Below are 25,637 nucleotides of genomic sequence, written 5' to 3' on the forward strand. Positions count from 1 at the left end.
CGTTCCACCGTCCGGATATCGATCATCCCGCCGACGTTATCCGGGACCCTTATCCGTTCAACTCCTTTGTGTCCCGGCGCGGCTGGCCGTTCCTACTAATGTCGACGCGAGCAACACCTCTGCGCTGATAAGGAACCTGCCGACGATGAATCGCAAGACCCTGGTGCTGCCGGCGCTGGCCGGTCTCCTTGCACCCGTACTCGCGGCCTGCGGAAGCACGGACGGTGCGGGCGATGGCGGCGATCCGATCGTGGTGGGCGTCGCCGCCCAGATCGAGGCGACGAAGGCCGCGCCGGCCCCGCTCGATCCGGCGCAGGCCTATGACGTCGACGCGTGGAACGTGCTGCGCAGCACCCTGCAGACGCTGATGCGGCTGCCCCGGTCCGGCACCACGCCGGTGCCCGACGCGGCCGAGAACTGCGGGTTCCGCGACACCCAGAACGAGCAGTACCGCTGTACCCTGCGCAGTGGCCTGAAGTTTTCGAACGGTCATGCCCTGACGGCCCAGGACGTCAAGTTCTCCATCGACCGCATGCGGACCATCAACAACAGCAACGGCCCGGTGGCGCTGCTCGACGACATCGACACCGTCGAGACGCCGGACGCCAGGACCGTGGTCTTCCACCTCTCCAAGCCGGACGCCACCTTCTCGGAGAAGCTCGCCACCCCGGCCGCGGCCATCGTCGACAGCCAGGTGTACCCCAAGAACCGCCTGTACAACGGCTTCGACGTGGTCGGCTCCGGCCCGTACACCCTCAAGATCGAGCGCAGCGGCAACCGCATCACCAAGGCCGTCTTCACCAAGAACCCCGGCTACAAGGGCGGGATGGGTGTGAAGAACGACAAGGTGGAGATGCGGTTCTTCGCCGATTCGGCGGCCACGGAGAAGGCGCTGCGCAAGGGCGACGTCGACCTGATGAACCGAGGGCTGGGGTCCGACCAGGTCCGCGGTCTGGAGAACGCCCGCGCCCAGCACATCGCCTTCCAGGAGATGCCGGGCCAGGAGATCCGCTACCTGGCCTTCAACACCAAGGACCCGGCCGTCTCCAACAAGGCCGTGCGCCAGGCGATGGCACAGCTCGTCAACCGCTCCGAGCTGGTGCGCAACGTCTACTCCTACACCAGCGACCCGCTCTACTCGATGGTGCCCACCGGCCTGACCGGTCACATCAACTCGTTCTTCACCAAGTACGGGAACCCCGGCGCCGCCGCCGCCCGGAAGACGCTGCAGCAGGCGAACATCACCACCCCGGTGAAGTTCACCCTCGCCTACACCACGAACCACTACGGTCCCAGCAGTGGCCAGGAGGTCCGGGCGCTGCAGAAGCAGCTCAACGACTCCAAGCTGTTCGACGTCAGCCTCAAGGGAGTCGACAGCTGGCAGCAGTACCGCACCAACGCCCTGGCCGGCAAGTACACCGTGTACCACATGGGTTGGTTCGCCGACATTCCGGACGCCGACAACTACATCGCGCCGTTCATCGGCAAGCGGAACTTCCTCGGCATCCCCTACCGCAACTCCAAGATCGAGTCGCAGCTGATCCCGGCCAGCCGCCAGCAGACCGACCGCAACGCCGCGGGCACCGAATTCAAGCAGGCCCAGGACATCATCGCCGACGACGTCCCGCTGCTCCCGCTCTGGCAGGGCAAGCAGTACGTCGCCGCCCGCGACGACATCACCGGCATCGGCTGGGCCCTCAACTCCGCCTCCGGCCTCCAGATCTGGGAGCTCGGCCGAGGCGTCGCCGACTGACCCCTGCCGCATCCGCCCGGATACGGCACACCCGCCGCGGTGTTCCCGCCGCGGCCCGACAGGCACCACCCAGAACGTGAGGACCTTTAGTGAGGAAGCGTGACCCGCGGCTGGCCGCCCCGATCGGAGCGGGGCTGGCGACAGCCCTGCTCGCGCTCGCCGGGTGCGGCACCGACGACTCGGCGGCGGCCGGCCACGGCGAGCCGGTCGTCATGGGAATGACGGACAAGGTCGTGGCCACCGACCCGGCAGCCGGCTACGACCCGGGTTCCTGGCTGCTGTTCAACAACGTCTTCCAGTCCCTGCTGAGCTTCCCCAAGGGCGGCAACACCCCCGAGCCGGAGGCCGCCCAGCGCTGCGGCTTCACCGACGCGGACAGCAAGGTCTACCGCTGCACCCTGAAGGACGGCCTCCACTTCAGCAACGGTGACCCGCTGACCTCGAAGGACGTCAAGTTCTCCTTCGACCGCACGCAGCGGATCAAGGACAAGAACGGCCCGGCCGTGATGTTCGCGGCCCTCGACAAGGTCGAGACGCCGGACGCGAAGACCGTGGTCTTCCACCTCAAGACGCCCGACGCCACCTTCCCCATGAAGATCGCCTCGGGCGCCGGCTCCATCGTCGACCACACCGCCTACCCGGCCGACCGCCTGCGCACCGACGGCAAGGCCACCGGCTCCGGGGTCTACACCCTCAAGTCGTACGGCAAGGACCGGGCCGTCTTCGCCGTCAACCAGTCCTACAAGGGCCCCGCCAAGGTCAAGAACTCCGGGATGACCGTGAAGTTCTTCGACGAGCCGGGCAAGCTCAAGAAGGCCGTCGAGAGCGGCGACGTCGACCTCGCCTACCGCGGCCTGGCCATGAAGGACATCGCCCACCTGGACAACGCCTCCCTGCACCAGCAGCACGGCACCCAGGTCATAGAGGGCGGCAGCGCCGAGGCCATGTACATGGTCTTCAACATGAAGGACCCGGTCACCAAGCAGGCCGGCGTCCGCAAGGCGATCGCCTACCTCCTGGACCGTTCCACGCTCGTCCGGGACGTCTACCAGCGCACCGCCGAACCGCTCTACTCGGTCGTCCCGGCCGGCATCACCGGCCACAGCACCTCGTTCTTCAACACCTACGGCGACCGCCCGCAGCCCGACAAGGCCAAGGCCGCCCTGCGCGCCTCCGGCCTGTCCGGCAAGGTCCCGCTGACCCTGTGGGCCACCCCCGACCGGTTCGGTCCCGGCACCGTCCCGGCCTTCCAGGAGATCGCCCAACAGCTCAACGCCAGCGGCCTGTTCGACGCCAAGGTGCGCTCGGTACCCACGGACGAGTACGAAAAGGGCGTCGCCGACGGCCGGTTCGGCGTCTACGTCAAGGGCTGGATCCCCGACTACCCGGACCCCGACAACTTCACCCAGCCGTTCTTCGGCAAGGACAGCGTGCTGTTCAACCACTACAACTCGCCCGCCATCACGGGCCGGTTGCTGCCCAAGACGGCGGACGAGCAGAACCGCGCCGCCACCAAGACGGCGTTCCGCGAGCTGCAGGACATCGTCGCCCGTGACCTGCCGATCATCCCGATCTGGCAGGGCAAGCAGTACGCGGTGGCCCGGAACGGCGTCACCGGTCTGGAATGGACCCTGGACTCCTCGACCGTCTTCCGGTTCTGGGAGATCAGCAAGGCGGCCGACGCCTGACAGAGGCGCTGACGGACGCCCTGACGGACGCACACACGACGGCGGGGCCGGCCCGGGAGGATTTCCTTCCCGGACCGGCCCCGCCGCCGTACACGCCCGCACGAGCGCCGTAAAAGCCCTCTGTGGCTCTGAGTCCCTGAGCCCCTGTGCCCGCGGTGGCCGTACGAGCCGGTGGCCGTACGAGCCGCCTCCGCGCGCCTCCCGGGCCCCTCGGCTCCCCGGGCCCCTTCGGACCCGGCTACTGCGCTCCCGGGCGCACCAGGCCGCTCTCGTACGCGTACACCGCCGCCTGCACCCGGTCGCGCAGCCCCAGCTTCGTCAGCACATGGCCCACATGCGTCTTGACCGTCGTCTCGCTGACGAACAGGTCCGCCGCGATCTCCGCGTTCGACAATCCGCGGGCCACCAGCTTGAGGACCTCCACCTCCCGCTCGGTGAGGGTGTGCAGGGTGTCCGGCACCGGCTCCTCGCCCGACGGCAGATGCCCGGCGTACTTGTCCAGCAGCCGGCGGGTGATGCTCGGCGCCAGCATCGCCTCGCCCGCCGCCACCACCCGGATCGCCTGCACCAGTTCGTTCGCCGGCGCGTCCTTCAGCAGGAACCCGCTGGCTCCCGCCCGCAGCGCCTCGACGACGTACTCGTCCAGGTCGAACGTCGTCAGCACCAGCACCTTCGCCGGCCCGTCCTTCGCCGGACCGGTGATCTGCCGGGTCGCCTCGACCCCGTCCATCCGGGGCATCCGGATGTCCATCAGCACCACATCGGGCTGCAGCGCGCGCACCTGCTCCAGCGCCTGCAGACCGTCACCGGCCTCACCGACGACGGCCAGGTCCTGCTCCGCCTCCAGAATCATCCGGAATCCCGTACGCAGCAGGGGCTGGTCGTCGACCAGCAGGACGCGGATGGCCACGAGCTCTCCTTCGTTAGATCGGCCCCATTCTGCCCTGCGGCCCCCCGCCGCCGTCCGCCGGGCGCACGGGAAGCGACCGTGCTGCCTGCGGGCCGGCCCCCCGGAACCCCGGCCGGAGGTCCGTCAGTCACCCGCACGGGCAACCGGCAACGGGTAGACCGGGGGAGTACCGCCGAATTCCGGACAGTGCGCACGGTGGTCGCACCAGCCGCACAGCTTCGTCGGCCGCGGTCGCCAGTCGCCGGTCTCCGTCGCCAGCCGGATCGCCTCCCACAGCGCCAGCAACTTCCGCTCCACCGCCCGCAGATCGGCCTCACCCGGGTCGTACGTCCGCACATCGCCGCTGCCCAGATAGACCAGCTGCAGCCGTCGCGGCACCACACCCCGCAGCCGCCAGATCACCAGTGCGTAGAACTTCATCTGGAACAGCGCGCCCTCGGCGAACTCCGGCCGCGGCGCCTTCCCCGTCTTGTAGTCGACGATCCGCACCTCGCCCGTCGGCGCGACGTCCACCCGGTCGATGAAGCCCCGCAGCCGCAGCCCCGACGCAAGCTCCGTCTCGACGTACAGCTCACGGTCGGCCGGCTCCAGCCGCTGCGGATCCTCCAGCGAGAACCACCGCTCCACCAGCGCCTCGGCCTCCGCCAGCCACGCCGCCAGCCGCTCACCCTCCGGATCGTCCGCGAACAGCTCGGCCAGCTCCGGCCGCTTGGCCAGCAGCCGCTCCCACTCGCCCGGCACCATGGCGCGGGCCCCCGCCGCCGTACGCGCCGCCGCCGGGGCGTCGAAGAGCCGCTCCAGCACCGCATGGACGACCGTGCCCCGGGTCGCCGCCGGGCTCGGCTTCTCCGGCAGCCGGTCGATCACCCGGAACCGGTAGAGCAACGGGCACTGCATGAAATCGCTCGCCCGCGACGGCGACAGCGCCACCGGCGGCCGCGCCGGCTCCCCGCCCCGCTCCCCGGCGGCCCCCACGCCGGACACCTCCTGGGCGTCCTGCCCACCCTGCGTGCCCGTCCCGTCCTGCTCCGTGCTCCATCCCATGGCACAAAACCCTACGGCCCGCCACTGACAGGCGCGGACGGCCCTGCGCCGGAGGCGCCCCGCGACCGACCGGCGCACGCCACTCCGCATACCATCGACGCCGGACCCCTGCGCCCTGCATGATCGGGATATCAGGCCGAGCAGGGGCGAAAGCCGTATTCGATGAGGGGACACTGTGGACGAGAGCGGGAAGCCGCAGGACCCCGAGGAGTCCGTGCGGCCCCAGCCGCCCGAGCCGCCCAAGGACGCCAAGGCCACCGAGACCACCGAGGCCACCAAGAACACCGGGGACATCAAGGACACCGAGGACACCAAGGAGACCGAGGGCCCCAAGGCGCCCCCACCGGGCGGGAAGGGCGGCGGCATCCTGATGGGCCGTCCCTTCGGCGTGCCCGTCTACGTGGCCCCCAGCTGGTTCCTGGTCGCCGCCCTGATCACCTGGGTCTTCGGCGGGCAACTGGAGCGCGTGCTGCCGGAGCTCGGCGCCGCCCGCTACCTCGTCTCGCTCTTCTTCGCCGTCGCCTTCTACGCCTCGGTCCTCGTCCACGAGCTGGCCCACACCGTCGCCGCGCTCCGCTTCAAACTCCCCGTCCGCCGCATCCAGCTCCAGTTCTTCGGCGGTGTCTCGGAGATCGAGAAGGAGAGCGAGAGCCCCGGCCGGGAATTCGTCCTCGCCTTCGTCGGCCCGCTGCTCTCCCTCGTCCTCGCCGCGGTCTTCTACGCCGGGATGCACCTGGTCGAACCGGGCACGGTCCCCGGCGTCCTGCTCGCCGGCCTGATGATCTCCAACCTCATCGTCGCGATCTTCAACCTGCTGCCCGGCCTCCCCCTGGACGGCGGCCGGATGCTCCGCGCCGTCGTCTGGAAGATCACCGGCAAACCGATGACCGGCACCATCGCCGCCGCCTGGGTCGGCCGCGCCCTCGCCGTCACCGTCCTCATCGGCCTGCCGCTGCTCACCCACACCGGCGCCCTCGGCAACGCCCGCCCCGAGATCGGCGACGCCGACTCCCTCACCGACGCCCTGCTCGCCGCGATCCTCGCCGCCATCATCTGGACCGGCGCCGGCAACAGCCTGCGGATGGCCCGGCTCCGCGAACGCCTCCCCGAGCTCACCGCCCGCACCCTCACCCGCCGCGCGGTGCCCGTCGAGACCGCCACCCCGCTCTCCGAGGCCCTGCGCCGCGCCAACGACGCGGGAGCCCGCGCCCTGGTCGTCGTCGACCCCCAGGGACGTCCCACCGCCCTCGTCCGCGAGGCCGCCATCGTCGGCGTCCCCGACCACCGCCGCCCCTGGGTACCCGTCGGCACCCTCGCCCAGGACCTCAAGGACGGCATGCGGGTCTCCGCCGAGCTCGCCGGCGAGGACCTGCTGGAATACCTCCGCGCCACCCCCGCCACCGAATACCTCGTCGTCGAGCGGACCGGCGAGATCTACGGCGTCCTCTCCACCGCCGACGTCGAACGCGCCTTCGTCTCGGCAATGGCACGCCCCCACTAGGCGCCCTCCGCCTCCGCGCCCCAGCCCTGCCCTCTCACCGCCGCTCCCTCACGCGTGCTCCCTCGCCCGTGGTCAGTGGCGGCCCCACGGCCCGGTAGGCTGGTCACATGTCCGAACCGACCGGTGCCGCCCGCCGTCGCGGGCCCTTCAAGGTCGGGGACCAGGTCCAGCTCACCGACCCCAAGGGACGCCACTACACCTTCACGCTCGAAGAGGGAAAGAGCTTCCACACCCACAAGGGAGCCTTCCCCCACGACGAGCTGATCGGTGCTCCCGAGGGCAGCGTTGTCCGTACCACCGGGAACGTCGCCTACCTCGCGCTGCGCCCGCTGCTCCCCGACTACGTCCTGTCCATGCCCCGCGGCGCCGCCGTGGTCTACCCCAAGGACGCGGGGCAGATCCTGGCGATGGCCGACATCTTCCCCGGCGCGCGCGTCGTCGAGGCGGGCGTGGGCTCCGGCTCGCTCAGCAGCTTCCTGCTGCGCGCCATCGGCGACGACGGCATGCTGCACTCCTACGAGCGCCGCGCCGACTTCGCCGAGATCGCCACGCAGAACGTCGAGCGCTACTTCGGCGGCCCGCACCCGGCATGGACGCTCACCGTCGGTGACCTCCAGGACAACCTCTCCGACACCGACGTCGACCGCGTCATCCTGGACATGCTCGCCCCCTGGGAGTGCCTGGAGGCCGTCTCCAAGGCCCTGGTGCCCGGCGGCATCCTCTGCGCCTACGTCGCGACCACCACCCAGCTGGCCCGCACCGTTGAGGCGATCCGCGAGCACGGCACCTTCAACGAGCCGTCGGCCTGGGAAACCATGGTCCGCACCTGGCACGTCGAGGGCCTCGCGGTCCGCCCCGACCACCGCATGATCGGCCACACCGGCTTCCTGCTCACCGCCCGCCGCCTCGCCGACGGCGTCGAGCCCCCGCTCCGCCGCCGCCGTCCCGCCAAGGGTGCGTACGGCGAGGACTACACCGGTCCGGGCGGCCGCGACAGGGCAGCCGGCAAGGACAAGGGCACGGCCATCACGGGCGACCCCACCACGGGCGACCCCACCGACGGCGCCTGACCCGGCGCCGCCGACCACCTCACACCCTCCACACACCGTCACCGGCCGCCCGCAACCGGCCACCGAACCCCTGGGCGCCGCCGCCGAGTTCCCCCCGGAACCCGCCGGCGGCGCCTTCGCCCACTTCCCCCCAGAACCGGCGGCGACGGGCCACCCGTCCCCCAGCCACGAGCCACCCGCCCCTCTCGGCCACGGGCCCACCCATCCCCCTCCCGGCGACGGGTCCCCCTCCCCCCGGACACAAGCCCTCGGCCCCCACGGCCCCCACCTCCGGGAACCCCCACGGCCCTCACCTCCGGGAACCCCCACCGTCCCCCCTCCGTTCACCGGTCAGGGGCTCACGCGACCCTTAAGGGATCCCCTAAGGGCCCCCTGAGGGACCCCCGGCGACAACCCTTACGGAACCCCCACGGGAAACCCCGAAAACTCCCCTCCAGCTGGTTCCTTGCCGCCCTGTCCTGTGGAACGATGCTGGGCACTCCCACCGGCACAGCACTTCACAGGAGTTACCCCGCGTGCAGCCCATGGCAGGCCAGGACCTCTTGCACACCCAGCCGCGCCCCATGCACTGGCTCGCCACCGCCACCGCCCTCTCGGCGGTCGTCGCGGGCGCGTCCTTCGTCCAGCCCCCGGACGCCACCGCCACCACCTCCCGCAACACCGCGGCCGGCCGGCACTCCTCCGCCCCCGATCCCGGCAAGGCCACCTTTCCGGTCACCTGCGGCCCCAACCGCCCCGAGGTGGTCAAGAAGGCGTCCGGCGACCTCGACGGCGACGGCACGACCGAGACGGTCGCCGTGGTCCGCTGCCACAGCGACACCGGCACCCCGCCCAGCGGCGTCTACGTCCTCGCCCGTCCCACCGACCCGCACGCCGCCCCGCGCATCGTGGCGACCCTCGTCGCCCCCGCCCAGCAGCGCAGCGTCCAGTCCCTGGCGGTGGAGAACGGGGTGATCTCGGCGGCGCTGCTGGGCTACTCCGACCTGAACGTGCCGCGCTGCTGCCCCGACGTGCACAAGAGCGTCAAATGGCAATGGCGGGACGGGAAGTTCATCCAGAGCGAACTGCCCGCCGCGACGAGCACCAAAGGTGTCTGAGTCGCTACAGCAGGTACGCGGAGGGAGCTTTCCGCTTCCTCCGGTTCACTCAGCGTCGGTTCACTCGGCGTCCGGGCCGTAGACCTCGACGCGGTCGCTGACCCGGCGCACGTGGATGCAGTCCCCGGGGCACTCCTTCGCCGAGTCCCGGACGTCGGCGAGCAGCTTCAGCGGGACGGGCGTTGTGGCGCCCTCCTCCTGGAGCAGCTCGTCATCGGCGCTCTTCACGTAGGCCAGGCCGTCGATGTCCAGCTCGAAGACCTCCGGCGCGTACTGCGCACAGATGCCGTCCCCGGTGCAGAGATCCTGGTCGATCCAGACTTCCAGCTCTGGGGCTTCGTCCTGCGCGGTCATCTCGCCTGCCGTTCCTGCGTACGTGAACCGTTTTTGTCTAAGTGGCGCCAGCCCTGACGGGTGTTGACCGACTCGACGATACAACCGCTCGCTTTCCGATGTTGATGGGTGGGTATTCCCTTGGCGGGAGGACGTGCGCAAGGGTGAAGATCGGACACACCCCGACAGTCTTTTCGATCTAGGGGTTTCAACCTGCACCGGCCCAGGTAGGGTCAGGAAGCGTCCAGCTCCTTGGAGGAGGTGAGGACCGTGGCAGCCCACGACGACGACATCAACCGCGGCATCCGGCCGGGGCGGGGGTCTGAAGATCCCGCCGGCCAGGTTGCCTATCTCGAGCAGGAGATCGCCGTCCTGCGACGCAAGCTCGCCGACTCTCCGCGTCACACGAGGATTCTCGAAGAGCGGATCGTCGAGCTGCAGACCAACCTGGCCGGCGTCTCGGCGCAGAACGAGCGTCTTGCCAATACGCTCCGCGAGGCCCGTGACCAGATCGTCGCCCTCAAGGAAGAGGTCGACCGGCTCGCACAGCCGCCGGCCGGCTTCGGTGTCTTCCTGCAGGCGAACGAGGACGGCACGGTCGACATTTTCACCGGAGGCAGAAAACTCCGGGTCAATGTCAGCCCGAGCGTGGAGACCGAGGACCTCAGGCGCGGCCAGGAGGTCATGCTCAACGAAGCGCTCAATGTGGTCGAGGCCATGGAGTTCGAGAGCGCCGGCGACATCGTCACCCTCAAGGAAATCCTTGAGGACGGCGTGCGCGCCCTGGTGATCGGGCACACCGACGAGGAGCGGGTGGTGAGGCTCGCCGAGCCGCTGCTGGACACCACCATCCGCCCCGGCGACGCCCTGCTGCTCGAACCGCGCTCCGGCTACGTCTACGAAGTCATCCCGAAGAGCGAGGTCGAGGAACTCGTCCTCGAAGAGGTCCCGGACATCGACTACACCAAGATCGGCGGTCTGGGCGGCCAGATCGAGCAGATCCGGGACGCGGTCGAGCTTCCGTACCTCTACCCCGACCTCTTCAAGGAGCACGAACTCCGGCCGCCCAAGGGCGTTTTGCTCTACGGCCCGCCCGGCTGCGGCAAGACGCTCATCGCCAAGGCGGTCGCCAACTCCCTTGCCAAGAAGGTCGCCGAGGTGACCGGGCAGCCCGCGGGGAAGAGCTTCTTCCTCAACATCAAGGGCCCCGAGCTGCTCAACAAATACGTCGGTGAGACGGAGCGGCACATCCGGCTGGTCTTCCAGCGCGCCCGGGAAAAGGCGAGCGAGGGCACGCCCGTCATCGTCTTCTTCGACGAGATGGACTCGCTCTTCCGCACCCGCGGCTCCGGCGTCAGCTCGGACGTGGAGAACACCATCGTCCCCCAGCTGCTCTCGGAGATCGACGGCGTCGAGGGCCTGGAGAACGTGATCGTGATCGGTGCCTCCAACCGGGAGGACATGATCGACCCGGCAATTCTGCGGCCCGGCCGTCTCGACGTGAAAATCAAGATCGAGCGCCCGGACGCGGAGGCCGCCAAGGACATCTTCTCGAAGTACCTCACGGAAAACCTCCCGCTGCACTCCGACGACCTCGCCGAGCACGGCGACTCGCGCAGGGCGGCGGTCAGCGGGATGATCCAGTCGGTCGTCGAGCAGATGTACGCGGAATCCGAGGAGAACCGCTTCCTGGAGGTCACCTACGCCAATGGTGACAAGGAAGTCCTCTACTTCAAGGACTTCAACTCCGGTGCGATGATCGAAAACATCGTCGGACGAGCGAAGAAGATGGCCATCAAGGCCTTCCTCGAACACAATCAGAAGGGTCTGCGGGTCTCCCACCTCCTCCAGGCTTGTGTGGACGAGTTCAAGGAGAATGAGGACCTGCCCAACACCACGAACCCGGACGACTGGGCCCGGATCTCCGGAAAGAAGGGCGAGCGGATCGTATACATCCGCACTCTGGTCACCGGAAAGCAAGGCGCCGACACCGGTCGCTCCATCGACACGGTGGCGAATACCGGCCAATACCTGTAACACCGCTCTCCGGCTGCGGATGTCCTGCACGGGGCGTCCGCAGCCGGACGCATTTCCGGGGACGCCGCAGCCGCCCCATTTCAGAGCGATGGACAGGGAAAACCGGACTGGAGCAATGACTGTAATGATCTCCCCAGCGCCGCAAAGGCGTTCTAGGCTCTTCGGTACCGCTGCGTCACGCTGTGCGGGCGTGGGGCACGCACGCGGAACGGAAGCGCAGCGGTACTTGAGCGCCGACCCCATCCGGGGGCGCCGCCGGGCAAGGAGGGCCGCATGACCGTACGGCGAGTAATGGGAATCGAGACGGAGTACGGGATCTCCGTCCCCGGCCACCCGAACGCCAATGCCATGCTCACCTCATCCCAGGTCGTCAACGCCTACGCGGCCGCGATGCACCGGGCACGCCGTGCCCGCTGGGATTTCGAGGAGGAGAACCCGCTGCGGGACGCCCGCGGCTTCGACCTCGCACGCGAGAACGCCGACGCCAGCCAGCTCACGGACGAGGACATCGGCCTGGCCAATGTGATCCTCACGAACGGCGCCAGGCTCTACGTCGACCACGCACACCCCGAATACAGTGCCCCCGAGGTCACCAACCCCCGCGACGCCGTCCTGTGGGACAAGGCCGGCGAACGGATCATGGCCGAGGCCGCCGAGCGGGCCGCCCAGGTACCCGGCGCCCAGCCGATCCACCTCTACAAGAACAACACCGACAACAAGGGCGCCTCCTACGGCACGCACGAGAACTACCTGATGAAACGGGAGACCCCGTTCTCGGACATCGTGCGCCACCTGACCCCGTTCTTCGTCTCCCGCCAGGTCGTCACCGGCGCCGGACGGGTCGGCATCGGCCAGGACGGCCACGAGCACGGCTTCCAGCTCAGCCAGCGCGCCGACTACTTCGAGGTGGAGGTCGGCCTGGAGACGACCCTCAAGCGGCCCATCATCAACACCCGCGACGAGCCGCACGCCGACGCCGAGAAATACCGCCGGCTGCACGTGATCATCGGCGACGCGAACCTCTCCGAGATCTCGACGTACCTCAAGCTGGGCACGACCTCCCTGGTCCTGGCCATGATCGAGGACGGCTTCATCGCCGTCGACCTCGCCGTCGACCAGCCCGTCCGCACCCTCCACCAGGTCTCGCACGACCCCACCCTGCAGCGCCTGATCACCCTCCGCAGCGGCCGCACGCTCACCGCGGTCCAGCTCCAGATGGAGTACTTCGAGCTGGCCCGCAAATACGTGGAGGACCGTTACGGAGCGGATGCGGACGAGCAGACCAAGGACGTCCTGACCAGGTGGGAGGACGTGCTGGGCCGGCTGGAGAACGACCCGATGAGCCTCTCGGGCGAGCTGGACTGGGTGGCCAAGCGGGAGCTCATGGAGGGCTACCGCCGCCGCGACGGCCTGGACTGGGACGCCGCCCGGCTGCACCTCATCGACCTGCAGTACGCCGACGTACGGCCCGAGAAGGGCCTGTACAACCGTCTGGCGGCCCGCGGCAAGATGAAGCGGCTCCTGGACGAGGCCGAGGTCCGGCGGGCCCAGCAGAAGCCTCCGGAGGACACCAGGGCCTATTTCCGGGGACGCTGCCTGGACCAGTACGCCGACGACGTGGCGGCCGCCTCGTGGGATTCGGTCATCTTCGACCTGCCCGGCCGCGACTCCCTGCAACGGGTCCCCACCCTGGAGCCGCTGCGCGGTACCCGTAAGCACGTCAAGGAGCTGCTCGACCGCTGCCGGACCGCGGAGGAGCTGGTGAGGACGCTGTCCGGCCGCTGAGGAACGGCAGGTGCACGACAGGATCCGCGGACGATCGCCCGCCGATTCGCGGCTGAAATCGTCGCGGTACGGGAATCATCGAGGTGACCCCCGGGCGTTGCAGCAACAGCAGGGCCGATGTCGGACCCTGCTTGTAGGGTCGGATCTTGAAGGTCACATCGAGCGGGGAAAACCGAGCGGGGTGAGGGATATGGCGACCAAGGACAGCGGCGGCGGACAGGCCAAGGCCACCCGTTCCACCGAGGAGGTCGAGGAGCAGGCGCAGGACGCGCAGGTTTCCGAGGACCTCAAGGAACGGCAGGAGAAGCTGAGCGACGACGTGGACTCCGTCCTGGACGAGATCGACGACGTCCTCGAAGAGAATGCTGAGGACTTCGTGCGGTCCTTCGTGCAAAAGGGCGGAGAGTAGACCACCTTAGCCTTCACATCGAAGGTGGCGGGGTGGGCGAGCGACGGATGAACAGCGTGCGACGCGCTGCGCGCGGTGCGGCCGGGCCGGACCGCGCGCACGCTTCGCCCCGGTCCCGGTCCGCGCAGGACGATCAGCATGTGGATCACGCCCACAGGGCGGGTAAGGTCCGGGGTGTACCGTGCATCAACTGCAACTCGGCACTCGGCAAGTTGAGGGATGACCCGGGCGCACTCCGCAGGGCCATCGCATATCCGGAAGGAAACGTGTGGAAGCCAATACTCGAAGCACCGGGCGTCTACCAGCTGCCTTCCTGACGCCTGGATCCTCGTCGTTCATGGACTTTCTCGGTGCGCACTCACCCGATCTGCTGCCGGGCAACCGCCCGTTGCCGCCGGTGCAGGGAGCCATCGAGGCGCCGCACGGCACGACGATCGTGGCCGCCACGTTCCCCGGGGGAGTGGTGCTGGCCGGCGACCGGCGGGCGACGATGGGCAATGTCATTGCGCAGCGTGATATCGAGAAGGTTTTCCCGGCCGACGAATACAGCGCGGTCGGTATCGCCGGCACCGCCGGTCTCGCCGTCGAAATGGTCAAGCTGTTCCAGCTGGAGCTGGAGCACTTCGAGAAGGTCGAAGGCGCCCAACTCTCCCTGGAGGGCAAGGCGAACCGCCTGTCGACGATGATCCGCAGCAATCTCGGAATGGCGATGCAGGGGCTGGCCGTGGTGCCGCTCTTCGCCGGTTACGACCTCGACCGCGAGAAGGGCCGGATCTTCTCGTACGACGTCACCGGCGGTCGCTCCGAGGAGCAGGGCTTCGCCGCGACCGGCTCCGGCTCGGTCTTCGCGCGCAGCGCACTGAAGAAGCTCTTCCAGGAGGACTTCACGGAGGGTCAGGCCGCCACCGCGGTCGTCCAGGCCCTGTACGACGCGGCGGACGACGACTCGGCGACCGGCGGGCCCGACATGGCGCGGCGGATCTACCCGATCGTCACGGTGATCACCGAAGAGGGCTTCCGGAGGCTGTCCGACGAGGAGGTCGCGGACATCGCCCGTGCCATTCACGAGCGCCGCCTCGACCAGCCCGACGGCCCGCGGGCCGCGCTGCTCTGACGGGACGGACGTTCCGCAATGCCGCCACTGAGAGAGCTTTTGACAGGAAGGGACGGATAGCCGGTGTCGACGCCGTTCTATGTCTCACCCCAGCAGGCCATGGCCGACCGCGCCGAATACGCCCGCAAGGGCATTGCGCGCGGCCGCAGCGTCGTGGTGCTGCAATACACCGACGGCGTGGTTTTCGTCGCCGAGAATCCCTCCCGCGCCCTGCACAAGGTCAGCGAGATCTATGACCGGATCGCCTTTGCGGCGGTCGGGAAATACAACGAGTTCGAGAATCTGCGGATCGGCGGTGTGCGCTATGCCGATCTGCGGGGTTACACCTACGACCGCGAGGACGTGACCGCGCGCGGTCTGGCCAATGTCTACGCCCAGACGCTCGGCACGATTTTCTCCAGCGCCGCCGAGAAGCCGTACGAGGTCGAGCTGATCGTCGCCGAGGTGGGCAGTGCCCCCGAGGAGGACCAGATCTACCGGCTGCCGCACGACGGCTCGATCGTCGACGAGCACGGCTCGGTGGCGGTCGGCGGCAACGCGGACCAGATCAGCAGCTATCTGGACCAGCGGCACCGTGACGGCATGACGCTGTCCGAGGCGCTGAAGCTGGCCGTGGAGTCCCTGTCGCGGGACAACAACGGCGGCGAGCGCCGGCTGACCGCGGAGCAGCTCGAAGTGGCGACGCTGGACCGTACGCGGCCGCAGCAGCGCAAGTTCAAGCGGATCCTGGGCCGCCAGTTGTCCCGTCTCCTGGAGGAGAGCGGATCGGCGGGCGCCGAGGAGCCGGCGGCGGACGCGGATGCCGGTGCCGGGGAGTCCGGGGCCACCGCGGAGGGCGCCGGCGGCAAGGGCGCCAAGGGCGGCGGCGCCAAGGACAAGGACGCCAAGGACAAGGACGCCAAGGACAAGGACGTCAAGGACGTCAAGGGCAAGGACGGTCCGGACGGCGAACCGCTGCTGTAAGGACGGTTTTCCGGGCCGGTGCCCGGTGTGCGCGCCCCGGTGGGTCACTACCCGCCGGGGCGCGCCCCGTTGTCGGGCCCGGCCGGCGGCGGGGCGGTGGAGCCGCGGGTGACCAGTTCGACCGGCAGGGTGGGTTCCTGCGCGGGGCGGCCGTCGAGCACGGCCATCAGGGCGTGCATCCCGGCCTCGCCGAACTCCTCCGCGGGCAGTCGTACGGTGGTCAGCTCGGGTTCCACCGCGAGGGCCAGGGCGAGGTCGTCGAAGCCGGTCACCGAGACGTCCTCGGGGACGCGCAGGCCGAGGCGGCGTACGGCCTTGCAGGCGCCGGCGGCGATGATGTCGTCGTCGCAGAGCAGGGCGGTGGGGCGGGGGCCGGGGCCGGTCAGCGCGGCGTGTGCGGCCTGCAGACCGGCGTCGACGCCGAGGGCGGCGGGCTGCCGGCGCAGCAGCGTACCGGGGACGGCGTCGAGGGCCTCGGTGACGGCCCGGGCGCGTACCTCGAAGGTCCAGGAGCGGACGTCGGCGGCGAGGTGGGTGATGCGGCGGTGCCCGAGAGCGGTCAGATGGCCGGTCAACTGCCGTGCGCCGGCGGCGATATCGAGGTTGACGGTGGCGCTCGCGCGCGCGTCGTCGGGGTCGCTGTCGAGCATGACGAGGGGGAGGTCGGCGGCGCGCAGGGCGGTGAGGGCCTCGGCGGCCATGGAGGAGGCGATCACTCCGTCGAGGGTGGCGGCGGCGGAGTCGAAGGGGTCTGGAATCAAAGGGGCCCGAACGGGCCTTCCGCTGGGGGTGGTGGTGGGCGACGGGTGGGACGGGCCGATGCCCTCGGGGGAGGGGTAGAGGACGACACCGAAGCCGTGGTCGGCGGCGATCCGGGCGGCTCCGGTGTAGACCCGGGCGAAGAATTCCGTGGTGAGGGCGGGGACGACGAGGAGCACGGTGCGGGTGCGGCCCATGCGGAGGCTGCGGGCGGCGAGGTTGGGGCGGTAGCCCAGCTCGCGGGCGGCCGCGCGGACCGCCTCGGCCTTCCCGGGGGAGACCCGGCCGCGCCATTTGTCACCGAGGACGAGCGAGACGGCGGCCTGCGAGACGCCGGCGGCCCGGGCCACATCGCGGCTGGTGGCGCGGGTGCCCCCCGGCCGGCCGGGCCGCGCGGTGCCGGCCGCTTCGCTGGAGCCGGTGCTCGCACCGGCCGGTGTCGTGGCCTCCTGGCTGGTCACGGGGTGTCTCGCTCCTCACTCGGGCCGCCGCGGGGTGGACCGCGGGTTGCCGCCATGGTACGTATGACGGAGGACGTTATACGTAACACTGGTGTCCGGGCCGGACCGGACGGAAAAGGGGCGGGGATGGCCGCGGGGTATGCGGAGCTGCTGAGAACCCGGCATGCGGCCCGGCTGCTGGCCGGCACGCTGATCGGCCGGCTGCCGAACGCCACCGCCGCGCTGGCGGTGGTGCTGTTCGCGCGGGCCGAGGGCGGCAGCTACGCCCTGGCCGGCGCACTCTCGGCGGTCTACGGCGTGTGCAACGCGATCGGCCAGCCGCTGCTCGGCCGGGCCGTGGACCTCTACGGGCAGCCGCGGGTGATGCTGCCCGCTTCGGTGCTCTCCGCGCTCGGCATGGCGCTGCTGGCGGCCGTCGGCCTGGACGTGCTGTGGCTCGCCTACGCGGCCATGGTGGTCGCCGGTTTCTTCACGCCCCCTCTGGAGGGCGGGCTGCGGGCGCTGTGGCCGGGCGTGCTCAAGCGCCCGGACCGGGTGCACGCCGCCTACGCGCTGGACGCGGTGGCGCAGGAAGTCATGTTCGCGGTGGGTCCGTTGCTGGTGACGCTGTGCGTGGCGGCGTGGTCGGCGGGGGCCGCGCTGCTGGTGATCAACGCGGTGGGAGTGCTCGGGGCGCTCTCGGTCGTCGTCTCGCCGCCGTCCCGGCAGTGGCGCAGCGGGCCCCGCGAGGCGCACTGGCTGGGCGCGCTGCGGTCGGCCGGGATGCTGGTGCTGATCGGGGCGTTCTTCTTCGTGGGCCTGGCGCTGGGATCGATCGCGGTCGCGGCGGTGGCGTACGCGGACGAGCACGGCGGCGGGGCGGTCTCCAGCTGGCTGCTCTCCGCGCTGGGCGCCGGGGCGCTGGCCGGCGGGCTGGTCTACGGCGCCCGGGACTGGCCGGGGCGTCCGGAGAACCGGCTGCGGCTGCTGATCGGGCTGCTGGCGCTGGGGTATCTGCCGCTGGTGCTGGTCCCCGGGGTGGCCGGGATGACCGCGCTGACCGGTGTCGCCGGGGTGTTCCTGGCGCCGGCGCTGGCGTGTGCGTTCGTGGTGGTGGACCGGCACGCGCCCAAGGGCACGGTCACGGAGGCGTTTTCGTGGCTGGTGACGACCTTCGGGGTGGGGTCGGCGGTGGGCATGTCGGTCGCGGGCCCGGCCGTGGAGGGCGGCGGAGCACAGGCCGGCTTCGCGGTGGCGGGGGCGGGCGGACTCGCCGCACTGCTCGTCCTTTTGTCGACGAAGCGATTTCTCGGGGAGCCCGGGCGGCGTACGCCGGGTGCGGCCCCGGCGGAAAATGATCGAAACGGGGCCGCCGAACCCGGTTTCAGAGCAGGCCGTCAGGCGTAATGTTCAGTCATGGACCGCCGCATTTTCGGGCTGGAGAACGAGTACGGCGTCACGTGCACGTTCAGGGGACAGCGCCGACTGTCGCCTGACGAAGTGGCGCGGTACCTCTTCCGCCGTGTCGTGTCATGGGGCCGCAGCAGCAATGTCTTCCTGCGGAACGGCGCCCGCCTGTACCTGGACGTGGGCTCGCACCCGGAATACGCAACTCCCGAGTGCGACAACGTGACCGAGCTGGTCACCCACGACAAGGCCGGTGAGCGCATTCTCGAGGGCCTGCTCGTCGACGCCGAGCGCCGCCTGCATGAGGAGGGAATCGCGGGCGACGTCTATCTGTTCAAGAACAACACCGATTCGGCGGGAAACTCCTACGGCTGCCACGAGAATTACCTCGTCGCCCGCCACGGCGAGTTCTCCCGGCTCGCGGACATCCTCATTCCGTTCCTGGTCACCCGCCAGCTGCTCTGCGGCGCGGGCAAGGTCCTGCAGACGCCGCGGGGCGCCGTCTACTGCGTCAGCCAGCGCGCGGAGCACATCTGGGAGGGCGTCTCCTCGGCGACCACCCGCTCCCGCCCGATCATCAACACCCGTGACGAACCGCATGCGGACGCCGAGCGCTACCGCCGGCTGCACGTCATCGTCGGCGACTCGAACATGTCCGAGACGACGATGATGCTCAAGGTGGGCGCCACGGACCTCGTCCTGCGGATGATCGAGGCCGGCACGGTCATGCGCGATCTGACGCTGGAGAATCCGATCCGCGCGATCCGCGAGGTCAGCCACGACACCACCGGTCAGCGCAAGGTGCGGCTGGCCAGCGGGCGGGAGGCCTCGGCGCTGGAGGTCCAGCAGGAGTACTACGAAAAGGCGGTGGATTTCTGCGACCGCCGCGGAATCCGCACCGGTCTCGTGGAGCGCGTACTGGAACTGTGGGGCCGCACCCTGGAGGCGATCCGGGACCAGGAACTGGACCGCATCTCGACCGAGATCGACTGGGTGATGAAGCATCAGCTGATCGAGCGGTACCGCACGAAGAACAACATCACGATGTCCCACCCACGAGTGGCGCAGATAGACCTCGCGTATCACGACATTCACCGCCGCCGGGGGCTTTACTACCTCCTGGAGCGAAAGGGTCAAGCGGCGCGCATCTGCAATGACTTGAAGATCTTCGAGGGTAAGTCGGTGCCCCCGCAGACGACTCGGGCCCGGCTGCGCGGTGACTTCATCCGCCGGGCGCAGGAACAGCGCCGGGATTTCACCGTCGACTGGGTGCACCTCAAGCTCAATGACCAGGCGCAGCGTACGGTCCTGTGCAAGGACCCGTTCCGTTCGGTGGACGACCGGGTGGAGAAGCTGATCGCCGGGATGTGACCCGCGGGGAATGCGGAGATGTGCCGGGAGCCGAGCGCTCCCGGCACATTGCTGTGTTGTGCCGGGAAGGGTCCACGGGCACAGGTCGTAGAGTGGCGGGCATTGCCCACCACCCCACGAGCCCGAGTTGGACTGATGCTGAATCTCTCCGGGGCACGGCCCCCGCACCCCCGCTCGTTCCCGAAGCACACCCGTCGCGCCGCCGTCGCCGCGCTGACCGTGCCCCTCCTGCTGATCACCGCCGCCTGCGGGTCCGACGACGGCAAGGGCTCGTCGGGCGAAGCCGTCGTGAAGGTCACGGGCAAGCCGGGGGCGCAGCCCAAGATCACGGTGCCGAAGGGCGCCAAGCCGTCCGACACGGCCGTCACCAAGACCCTCGTCCAGGGGAAGGGCGCGACCGTCAAGAAGGGTGACCTGGTCCGCCTGGACTTCGCGGCGCAGACCATGAAGGGCCAGAACCTCGGCAGCAGCTGGGCGCCGCAGCCCGGCGCCGCGAAGGGCGCGCCGCGCACCCAGGTCGTCAGCGAGGTCACCGACCAGATGACGCAGCAGATGCTGCCGCCGAAGGTGATGTCGGCGGTCGCCGGGCAGAAGGTTGGCAGCCGGTTCGAGGTCGAGGGCACCGCCAAGGCGCTGATCGGCGCGGGCCTGAACCCGCAGTCCGGGATCAAGCCGGGGGACGGCCTGGTGTGGGTCGTCGACGTGGTCGGCGCGAAGAAGGTCGACAAGAAGGCGAAGGCCGAGGGCAAGCAGGCCGACGCCGAGAGCGGGATGCCGGAGGTGACCGCGGCGGACGAGAAGGCCGCGAAGATCACCGTCCCCAAGGGGGAGAAGGCACCCAAGGGCCTGGAGCAGCAGGTGCTGATCAAGGGCAAGGGACCCGAGGTGAAGGCCGGCGACGGGCTGATCGCGCAGTACACCGGTGTGAAGTGGGAGGACGGCAAGAAGTTCGACTCCTCCTGGGACCACGGGGGTGCGACCGCGTTCCAGATCGGTACCGGGCAGGTTGTCCAGGGCTGGGACAAGGCGCTGGTCGGCAAGCACGTCGGTGACCGGGTGGAGATCGTCATTCCGCCGAAGCTGGGCTACGGCGCGAGCCCGCAGCACGAGCTGGCCAAGAACACCCTGGTCTTCTCGGTCGACATCGTCGGCACCGTCTGACCAGCGACGACGTCAAGATCTGCGAGACTGGCCCGGTAATCGTAAAGATTCGCAAGTAGGAGCACATCAGTGAGCATCGACAAGCCCGAGATCGACTTTCCTGAGGGCCCGGCTCCCACCGAGCTCGAAATCGTGGACCTGACGGAGGGCGACGGGCCGGTCGCCAAGGCCGGGGACATGGTCTCCGTCCACTACGTCGGTGTGTCCTTCAGCACCGGCGAGGAGTTCGACGCCAGCTGGAACCGCGGCAAGCCGCTGCAGTTCCAGCTCGGTGCCGGCCAGGTCATCGCCGGCTGGGACCAGGGCGTCCAGGGCATGAAGGTCGGCGGCCGCCGCCGGCTGACCATCCCGCCGCACCTGGCGTACGGCACGCAGGGCGCCGGGGGCGGCCGGATCGCCCCCAACGAGACCCTGATCTTCGTCTGCGACCTGGTCTCCGTCTGACGCCGCCGCCGTTCCCGACCGGGACGGCCGCCGACGCACCCGAGGGCCCGTGCCACCCGTGGCACGGGCCCTCGGCCGTGGGCCCTCGGCTTTTGCCTTCCGCACCCCGAGCGGTACGGTCAACGATCGGGAGAACAACGAGAAAGGGCGTCGATGGCCATTGCCAAGGCCGAGCGGCTGATGAATCTGGCGCTGTGCCTGCTGGGGACGCGACGCCCGCTGACCAAGCGCGAGCTCCGCTCGTCCATCGAGGCATACATCGAGGCCTTCGGGCCGGGACACGCCGCGGCCTTCGGGGCCGGTAACGGCACTTCGGGCGGCGACGAAGCCTTCAACCGCATGTTCGAGCGGGACAAGGACGACCTGCGCGAGCTGGGGCTGGTCATCGCGACCGTCGAGGGCATCGACGGGGAGGTCGGCTACCTCGCCCGCCGCGACAGCAACCGGCTGCCCCCGATCACCCTGGACGCCGAGGAAGCCGCCGCCCTCGGGCTCGCCGCCAAGGTCTGGCAGCAGGCCCGGCTGGCCGGTGCGGCCAGCGGCGCGCTGCAGAAGCTGCGGGCGGCCGGGATGCCGCTGGCCGGGGACGGCGAGGACTACGACGCCGGGCAGCCGCACAGCGCGCTCGAACCCCGCATCCCCACCCACGAGGCCGCCTTCGAACCGCTGATGCTGGCCTGCCGCGACCGCCGCCCGGTCGTCTTCGACTACCGCAAGTCCAACGCCGCCCGCCCCGAGCAGCGCCAGGTCGAGCCGTGGATCCTGGAGTGCTGGCGCGGCCACTGGTACGTCGCCGGCTGGGACCGCGAGCGCCAGGCCGAGCGGGTCTTCCGGCTCTCCCGGATCACCGGCAAGGTCCGTTCCCGGCAAGGGAAGTTCACCGCGCCGGTGCCCGACCACGTCACCGTCCGCGAGACCGTCGAGAGCTGGGCGGGGGAGACCGCCACCGGCACCGCCCGGATCAAGCTCCGCGCCGAGCACGGCTATCCGCTGCGGTCCCGCGCGCTGACCGTCCGGGAGCTGGGCGACGGCTGGGACGAGCTGGAGATCCCCAACGGCCACGGACTCGACGCCTGGCTGGTGGAGTTCGGGCCCGACGTGGTCGTACTGGAACCCGCGGAACTGCGCGCCGACGTCATCGACCGGCTGCGCGCCGTGGCCAAGGGCTGAGAGGGACGGGAGCTTCACTCATGGCCACGAACGCGATCGACCAGACCCGCCGGATGCTGTCGCTGGTGACGTATCTGCGCGAGCGCCCCGGCGCCCGCGTCGGCGACGTCGCGCGCGCCTTCGGCATCACCGAGGACGAGCTGATCGCCGACCTCGACGTACTGCCCATGTGCGGCACGAGCTTCCGCGGCGGCGACCTGCTGGACATCGACACCGACGGCGACCGCATCTGGTGGCACAACCCCGACGACGTCGCCGAGCCGCTGCGGCTGGCCGCCGACGAGGCCACCGCCCTGCTGGTCGCGGCCCGCGCGGTCGCCACCCTCCCGGGGCTGCGGGAGGGCGACCGGCAGGCGCTGCTGCGGGCCACCGCCAAGCTGGAGGCGGCGGCCGGTGAGGCGGCCGGCGCCAGCTCCCGGCTCTCGGTGACCTTCGAGTCCGAGGGCGGGGTGTTCGCCGACGTCGACCGGGCGATCGCCGAACGGCGCCGGCTGTGGCTGCGCTACTACTCCCCGGCCCGCGACGAGCTGACCGAGCGCGAGGTGGACCCGATCCGGCTGTTCGCCGTCGGCCACACCTACATGGAGGCCTGGTGCCGGCTCTCGGAGGCCCGGCGCACCTTCCGGCTCGACCGGGTCGCCGAGATCAAGCTGCTGGACGCGCCCGCCGACCCGCCGCCGGTCGAGCTGCGCGACCTGTCCGAGGGCCTGGTGCAGCCGGCCGCCGAGGACCCCGAGGTGTCCATCGAGGTCGGGCCGGGCGGCCGCTGGGTCGCCGAGTACTACCCGCACGACAGCGCCGAGGAGCTGCCCGACGGCGGGCTGCGGATCACCCTGCGCACCCCCGACCCGGCCTCGCTGCGGCGGCTGGCGCTGCGGCTGGGCCGGGACGGCCGGATCGTGGCGCCGCAGGCGCTGGCGGACAGTGCCCGGCGCGCCGCCGAGCAGGCGCTCGCGGCGTACGGCGAGTGAGCGGGCCGGCCCGGCCACCGGGCAGGGACGCCGCAGGGAGCGGGCCGTGCCCAGGAGGAGGCAGCGAGGGATGACGACCACCATGGCGACCGGGGCGGCGACCGCCGCCCCGGCGGACGTGACCGCCCGGGTGCTGTTCAAGGCGGCCTGCCCGGACTGCCGGGGCCGCTTCGAGCTGGCCTCGGACGCCTTCCGGCTGGCCATCGGCGGCAGCCGCCGTACCACCTTCTACTCCTTCACCTGCCCGGACTGCCGGCGCGCGGTGCGCCGGCCGGCCGGTGAGCGGATCGTCGAGCTGCTGACCGGCGGCGGGGTGCGCACGCTGCGGCTGCACTCGGGCTGACCGGTAGGCTCGCCCCATGCTCTGGCCCATGATCGCCATCGCCCTCGGTTTCCTCGGGATCGCCGTACTGGGCGTGCTCGCCGTCCGTGTCTTCATCGAGGTGCGCCGGCTGGCCCGCCAGGTCGGCACGGCGTCGGAGCGGATCCAGCGGGCCGCCCAGGACCTGGAACGGGCGGCGGTTCCGCTGGCCTCCCGGATGCACGAGGCCGGCCGGGACCGGGCCGGGGACTGACACCGGGCCGGGGCCGGCGCCCGGACGTCGCCGGAGAGGTCGGCGCCCTGCTGTGCGGCAGTGCGGAGAGGTAGGCTTCCTCCGCGGTTCGAAGAGCGCGGCGGTCGTGGCAATCCGGAGGTTGCACGGGGATTGCCGGACGTTCACCACCGAACGTTACGATCGATCGAGCACCAGGACGCCAGCCCGACCCCATCGGCAGGCACCACAGCAGACGCCGCCCCGGCGAGAAGGTAGTCGCACATGTTGAGCAACCTGAGGGCCCCCGAGATCATCCTGATCCTCGTCGTTATCGTGCTGCTGTTCGGCGCGAAGAAGCTCCCGGACATGGCGCGTTCGCTCGGCAAGTCCGCCCGGATCCTCAAGAGCGAGGCCAAGGCGATGAAGAAGGACGGCGAGGCGGACGGTGCCGCGACCGGCACCTCGTCCGAGGCGTCCGCCGACGCCGGCCAGCAGGCTCCCCGCACGATCCAGGCGGCGCCCGGCGACGTGAGCAGCTCGCGTCCGGTCGCCGAGCAGAGCCAGACGACCAAGCAGGGCTGACCGAACCGATCCCGTCGCCCCGCCCGGTCCGGGACGGCTGATGCACGAGACGAGGAAGTGGGTTGCTCAAGTCTGCCCGCAAGCAGGAGAAGGACCCCGAGGGGCGGATGCCGCTCGCGGCGCACCTGCGTGAGCTGCGCAACAGACTGCTGAAGTCGGTGCTGGCGATCGGTGTCGTCACCGTCGTCGCGATGTGGCAGTACGACGCCATCGCCCACTTCATCACGGGGCCGGTCATCGACGCGGTCGGCTGCGGGCGCGGCAGCGTGACCGCCCCGCGTACGCATCCGTGCGCCGAGGTCACCGCCAACGGTCTGCTGGCGCCGTTCACCATCCTGCTCAAGCTGTCCCTCACGGTCGGCGTCGTCGGTGCCAGCCCGATCTGGCTCTACCAGCTCTGGGCCTTCCTCGCACCGGGCCTGCACAAGCACGAGAAGAAGTACGCGCTGAGCTTCGTCGGCGCCGGCGTGCCGCTCTTCCTGGCCGGTGCCTACCTCGCCTACGCGGTGCTGCCGACCACGGCGGGTGCCCTGGTGGGGCTGACCCCGGACGACTGGGCCAACCTCTTCCCGGCCGACGAGTTCTTCGACATCGTCACGCGCATGATCGTGGTCTTCGGCCTCGCCTTCGAGCTGCCGCTGCTGCTGGTGCTGCTCAACTTCGGCGGGGTGGTCACCGGGCGCCGGATCATGAGCTGGTGGCGGTTCATGGTGCTCGGCATCACGGTCTTCGCGGCCCTCGCCACCCCGACCGGTGACCCGCTGACCATGAGCCTGCTGGCCGCCCCGATCGTGGTGCTGTACTTCGGCGCCGCCGGCATCTGCCTCTTCAACGACCGCCGCCGCCGGCTGGGCAACCCGGACGCGGGGCTGAGCGACGACGAGGCGTCGGCGCTCGATCTGACGCCGTCCGAGGTCGGCGCGATCGAGCCGGTCTCCTCGGGGCGGATGCTGCCGGAGCAGGCGAGCGGCGAACCGGACGACGGCGCCGGACCACGGAGCGGCGGCTACGACGACGTGACGTGAGGTGACTACCCCTCACCTGCTGTGACGGCCCCGGGCTCGCGCGAGCCCGGGGCCGTTTCGTATGCCG

Annotated in this window: 25 protein-coding genes; 21 read left to right on the forward strand and 4 right to left on the reverse strand. The window is 70.3% G+C overall.

Annotated elements, in window-relative coordinates:
• The first annotated feature begins 145 nt into the window (after window positions 1-145).
• Together ACZ7MX_RS09000 and ACZ7MX_RS09005 are read left to right on the forward strand one after the other, a co-directional pair.
• Window positions 146-1,753, forward strand: coding sequence for an ABC transporter substrate-binding protein (locus tag ACZ7MX_RS09000; RefSeq protein ID WP_472130766.1), 1,608 nt, complete (start codon window positions 146-148; stop codon window positions 1,751-1,753).
• Window positions 1,754-1,842: 89 nt separating this feature from the next.
• Entirely contained in the window at window positions 1,843-3,441 is a 1,599-nt protein-coding gene (locus ACZ7MX_RS09005) for an ABC transporter substrate-binding protein (RefSeq protein ID WP_472130768.1), read from the forward strand.
• Window positions 3,442-3,679: 238 nt separating this feature from the next.
• Here ACZ7MX_RS09005 and ACZ7MX_RS09010 read toward each other — a convergent pair whose 3' ends face one another.
• The gene (locus tag ACZ7MX_RS09010) at window positions 3,680-4,351 is read right to left on the reverse strand and encodes a response regulator (RefSeq protein ID WP_018087782.1); all 672 of its coding nucleotides are present in this window, start codon (window positions 4,349-4,351) and stop codon (window positions 3,680-3,682) included.
• Between the two features lie 123 nt (window positions 4,352-4,474).
• Window positions 4,475-5,395 carry a RecB family exonuclease gene (locus tag ACZ7MX_RS09015; protein WP_472130770.1) on the reverse strand — a complete coding sequence of 307 codons (921 nt, stop codon included), beginning with the start codon at window positions 5,393-5,395 and terminating at the stop codon, window positions 4,475-4,477.
• A gap of 292 nt (window positions 5,396-5,687) precedes the next feature.
• On the opposite strand from ACZ7MX_RS09015, the gene ACZ7MX_RS09020 reads away from it, so the two are divergent.
• The 3 genes from ACZ7MX_RS09020 (at window position 5,688) to ACZ7MX_RS09030 (ending at window position 9,063) form a co-directional block, all read left to right on the forward strand.
• On the forward strand, window positions 5,688-6,896 hold the full coding sequence (locus tag ACZ7MX_RS09020; RefSeq protein WP_472131356.1) for a site-2 protease family protein: 1,209 nt from the start codon (window positions 5,688-5,690) through the stop codon (window positions 6,894-6,896).
• 107 nt (window positions 6,897-7,003) lie between these two features.
• A complete protein-coding gene (locus tag ACZ7MX_RS09025) occupies window positions 7,004-7,966 on the forward strand; it encodes a tRNA (adenine-N1)-methyltransferase (RefSeq protein ID WP_472130772.1) in 963 nt (320 codons plus the stop codon).
• A 515-nt stretch (window positions 7,967-8,481) separates the two neighbouring features.
• Window positions 8,482-9,063: a hypothetical protein gene (locus tag ACZ7MX_RS09030; RefSeq protein WP_472130774.1), complete on the forward strand. Its 582-nt coding sequence runs from the start codon at window positions 8,482-8,484 to the stop codon at window positions 9,061-9,063.
• Window positions 9,064-9,123: 60 nt separating this feature from the next.
• Here the strand turns inward: ACZ7MX_RS09030 and ACZ7MX_RS09035 are convergent, their stop codons facing one another.
• A complete protein-coding gene (locus ACZ7MX_RS09035; RefSeq protein WP_030801836.1) occupies window positions 9,124-9,417 on the reverse strand; it encodes a ferredoxin in 294 nt (97 codons plus the stop codon).
• A 249-nt stretch (window positions 9,418-9,666) separates the two neighbouring features.
• On the opposite strand from ACZ7MX_RS09035, the gene arc reads away from it, so the two are divergent.
• From arc to prcA, 6 genes are all read left to right on the forward strand, one after another.
• Complete coding sequence (arc, locus tag ACZ7MX_RS09040; RefSeq protein WP_030801834.1) at window positions 9,667-11,433, forward strand: proteasome ATPase; 1,767 nt, start codon at window positions 9,667-9,669, stop codon at window positions 11,431-11,433.
• A gap of 273 nt (window positions 11,434-11,706) precedes the next feature.
• On the forward strand, window positions 11,707-13,218 hold the full coding sequence (gene dop / locus ACZ7MX_RS09045; RefSeq protein WP_472130777.1) for a depupylase/deamidase Dop: 1,512 nt from the start codon (window positions 11,707-11,709) through the stop codon (window positions 13,216-13,218).
• 190 nt (window positions 13,219-13,408) lie between these two features.
• Window positions 13,409-13,627 (forward strand): ubiquitin-like protein Pup, encoded by a 219-nt coding sequence (locus ACZ7MX_RS09050; protein WP_030414306.1) that lies wholly within the window; start codon window positions 13,409-13,411, stop codon window positions 13,625-13,627.
• Between the two features lie 47 nt (window positions 13,628-13,674).
• The gene (locus tag ACZ7MX_RS09055; RefSeq protein ID WP_472131357.1) at window positions 13,675-13,944 is read left to right on the forward strand and encodes an endonuclease domain-containing protein; all 270 of its coding nucleotides are present in this window, start codon (window positions 13,675-13,677) and stop codon (window positions 13,942-13,944) included.
• The gene (gene prcB, locus ACZ7MX_RS09060; RefSeq protein ID WP_472130779.1) at window positions 13,896-14,741 is read left to right on the forward strand and encodes a proteasome subunit beta; all 846 of its coding nucleotides are present in this window, start codon (window positions 13,896-13,898) and stop codon (window positions 14,739-14,741) included. The genes ACZ7MX_RS09055 and prcB overlap by 49 nt, the downstream gene beginning before the upstream one ends.
• A gap of 63 nt (window positions 14,742-14,804) precedes the next feature.
• Window positions 14,805-15,704: a proteasome subunit alpha gene (gene prcA, locus ACZ7MX_RS09065; RefSeq protein ID WP_472130781.1), complete on the forward strand. Its 900-nt coding sequence runs from the start codon at window positions 14,805-14,807 to the stop codon at window positions 15,702-15,704.
• A gap of 47 nt (window positions 15,705-15,751) precedes the next feature.
• Here prcA and ACZ7MX_RS09070 read toward each other — a convergent pair whose 3' ends face one another.
• The gene (locus tag ACZ7MX_RS09070; protein WP_472130783.1) at window positions 15,752-16,924 is read right to left on the reverse strand and encodes a LacI family DNA-binding transcriptional regulator; all 1,173 of its coding nucleotides are present in this window, start codon (window positions 16,922-16,924) and stop codon (window positions 15,752-15,754) included.
• Between the two features lie 126 nt (window positions 16,925-17,050).
• On the opposite strand from ACZ7MX_RS09070, the gene ACZ7MX_RS09075 reads away from it, so the two are divergent.
• From ACZ7MX_RS09075 to tatC, 10 genes are all read left to right on the forward strand, one after another.
• Window positions 17,051-18,310: an MFS transporter gene (locus ACZ7MX_RS09075; protein WP_472130785.1), complete on the forward strand. Its 1,260-nt coding sequence runs from the start codon at window positions 17,051-17,053 to the stop codon at window positions 18,308-18,310.
• A 9-nt stretch (window positions 18,311-18,319) separates the two neighbouring features.
• Complete coding sequence (gene pafA, locus ACZ7MX_RS09080) at window positions 18,320-19,681, forward strand: Pup--protein ligase (protein WP_030414300.1); 1,362 nt, start codon at window positions 18,320-18,322, stop codon at window positions 19,679-19,681.
• 135 nt (window positions 19,682-19,816) lie between these two features.
• A complete protein-coding gene (locus ACZ7MX_RS09085) occupies window positions 19,817-20,842 on the forward strand; it encodes an FKBP-type peptidyl-prolyl cis-trans isomerase (RefSeq protein ID WP_472130787.1) in 1,026 nt (341 codons plus the stop codon).
• Window positions 20,843-20,911: 69 nt separating this feature from the next.
• A complete protein-coding gene (locus ACZ7MX_RS09090) occupies window positions 20,912-21,286 on the forward strand; it encodes an FKBP-type peptidyl-prolyl cis-trans isomerase (RefSeq protein WP_472130789.1) in 375 nt (124 codons plus the stop codon).
• 153 nt (window positions 21,287-21,439) lie between these two features.
• Complete coding sequence (locus ACZ7MX_RS09095) at window positions 21,440-22,456, forward strand: helix-turn-helix transcriptional regulator (protein ID WP_472130791.1); 1,017 nt, start codon at window positions 21,440-21,442, stop codon at window positions 22,454-22,456.
• Window positions 22,457-22,476: 20 nt separating this feature from the next.
• A complete protein-coding gene (locus tag ACZ7MX_RS09100; protein WP_030801811.1) occupies window positions 22,477-23,427 on the forward strand; it encodes a helix-turn-helix transcriptional regulator in 951 nt (316 codons plus the stop codon).
• A 70-nt stretch (window positions 23,428-23,497) separates the two neighbouring features.
• A complete protein-coding gene (locus ACZ7MX_RS09105; protein ID WP_472130793.1) occupies window positions 23,498-23,770 on the forward strand; it encodes a hypothetical protein in 273 nt (90 codons plus the stop codon).
• A gap of 16 nt (window positions 23,771-23,786) precedes the next feature.
• Window positions 23,787-24,002, forward strand: a complete 216-nt coding sequence (locus tag ACZ7MX_RS09110) for a hypothetical protein (RefSeq protein ID WP_030801807.1) — start codon at window positions 23,787-23,789, stop codon at window positions 24,000-24,002.
• A 243-nt stretch (window positions 24,003-24,245) separates the two neighbouring features.
• Window positions 24,246-24,545 carry a Sec-independent protein translocase subunit TatA gene (gene tatA / locus ACZ7MX_RS09115; RefSeq protein ID WP_472130795.1) on the forward strand — a complete coding sequence of 100 codons (300 nt, stop codon included), beginning with the start codon at window positions 24,246-24,248 and terminating at the stop codon, window positions 24,543-24,545.
• 62 nt (window positions 24,546-24,607) lie between these two features.
• A complete protein-coding gene (tatC, locus tag ACZ7MX_RS09120; RefSeq protein WP_472130797.1) occupies window positions 24,608-25,570 on the forward strand; it encodes a twin-arginine translocase subunit TatC in 963 nt (320 codons plus the stop codon).
• The last annotated feature ends 67 nt before the right edge of the window (window positions 25,571-25,637 follow it).

This window comes from Streptomyces sp. NPDC107765, from assembly GCF_055657085.1.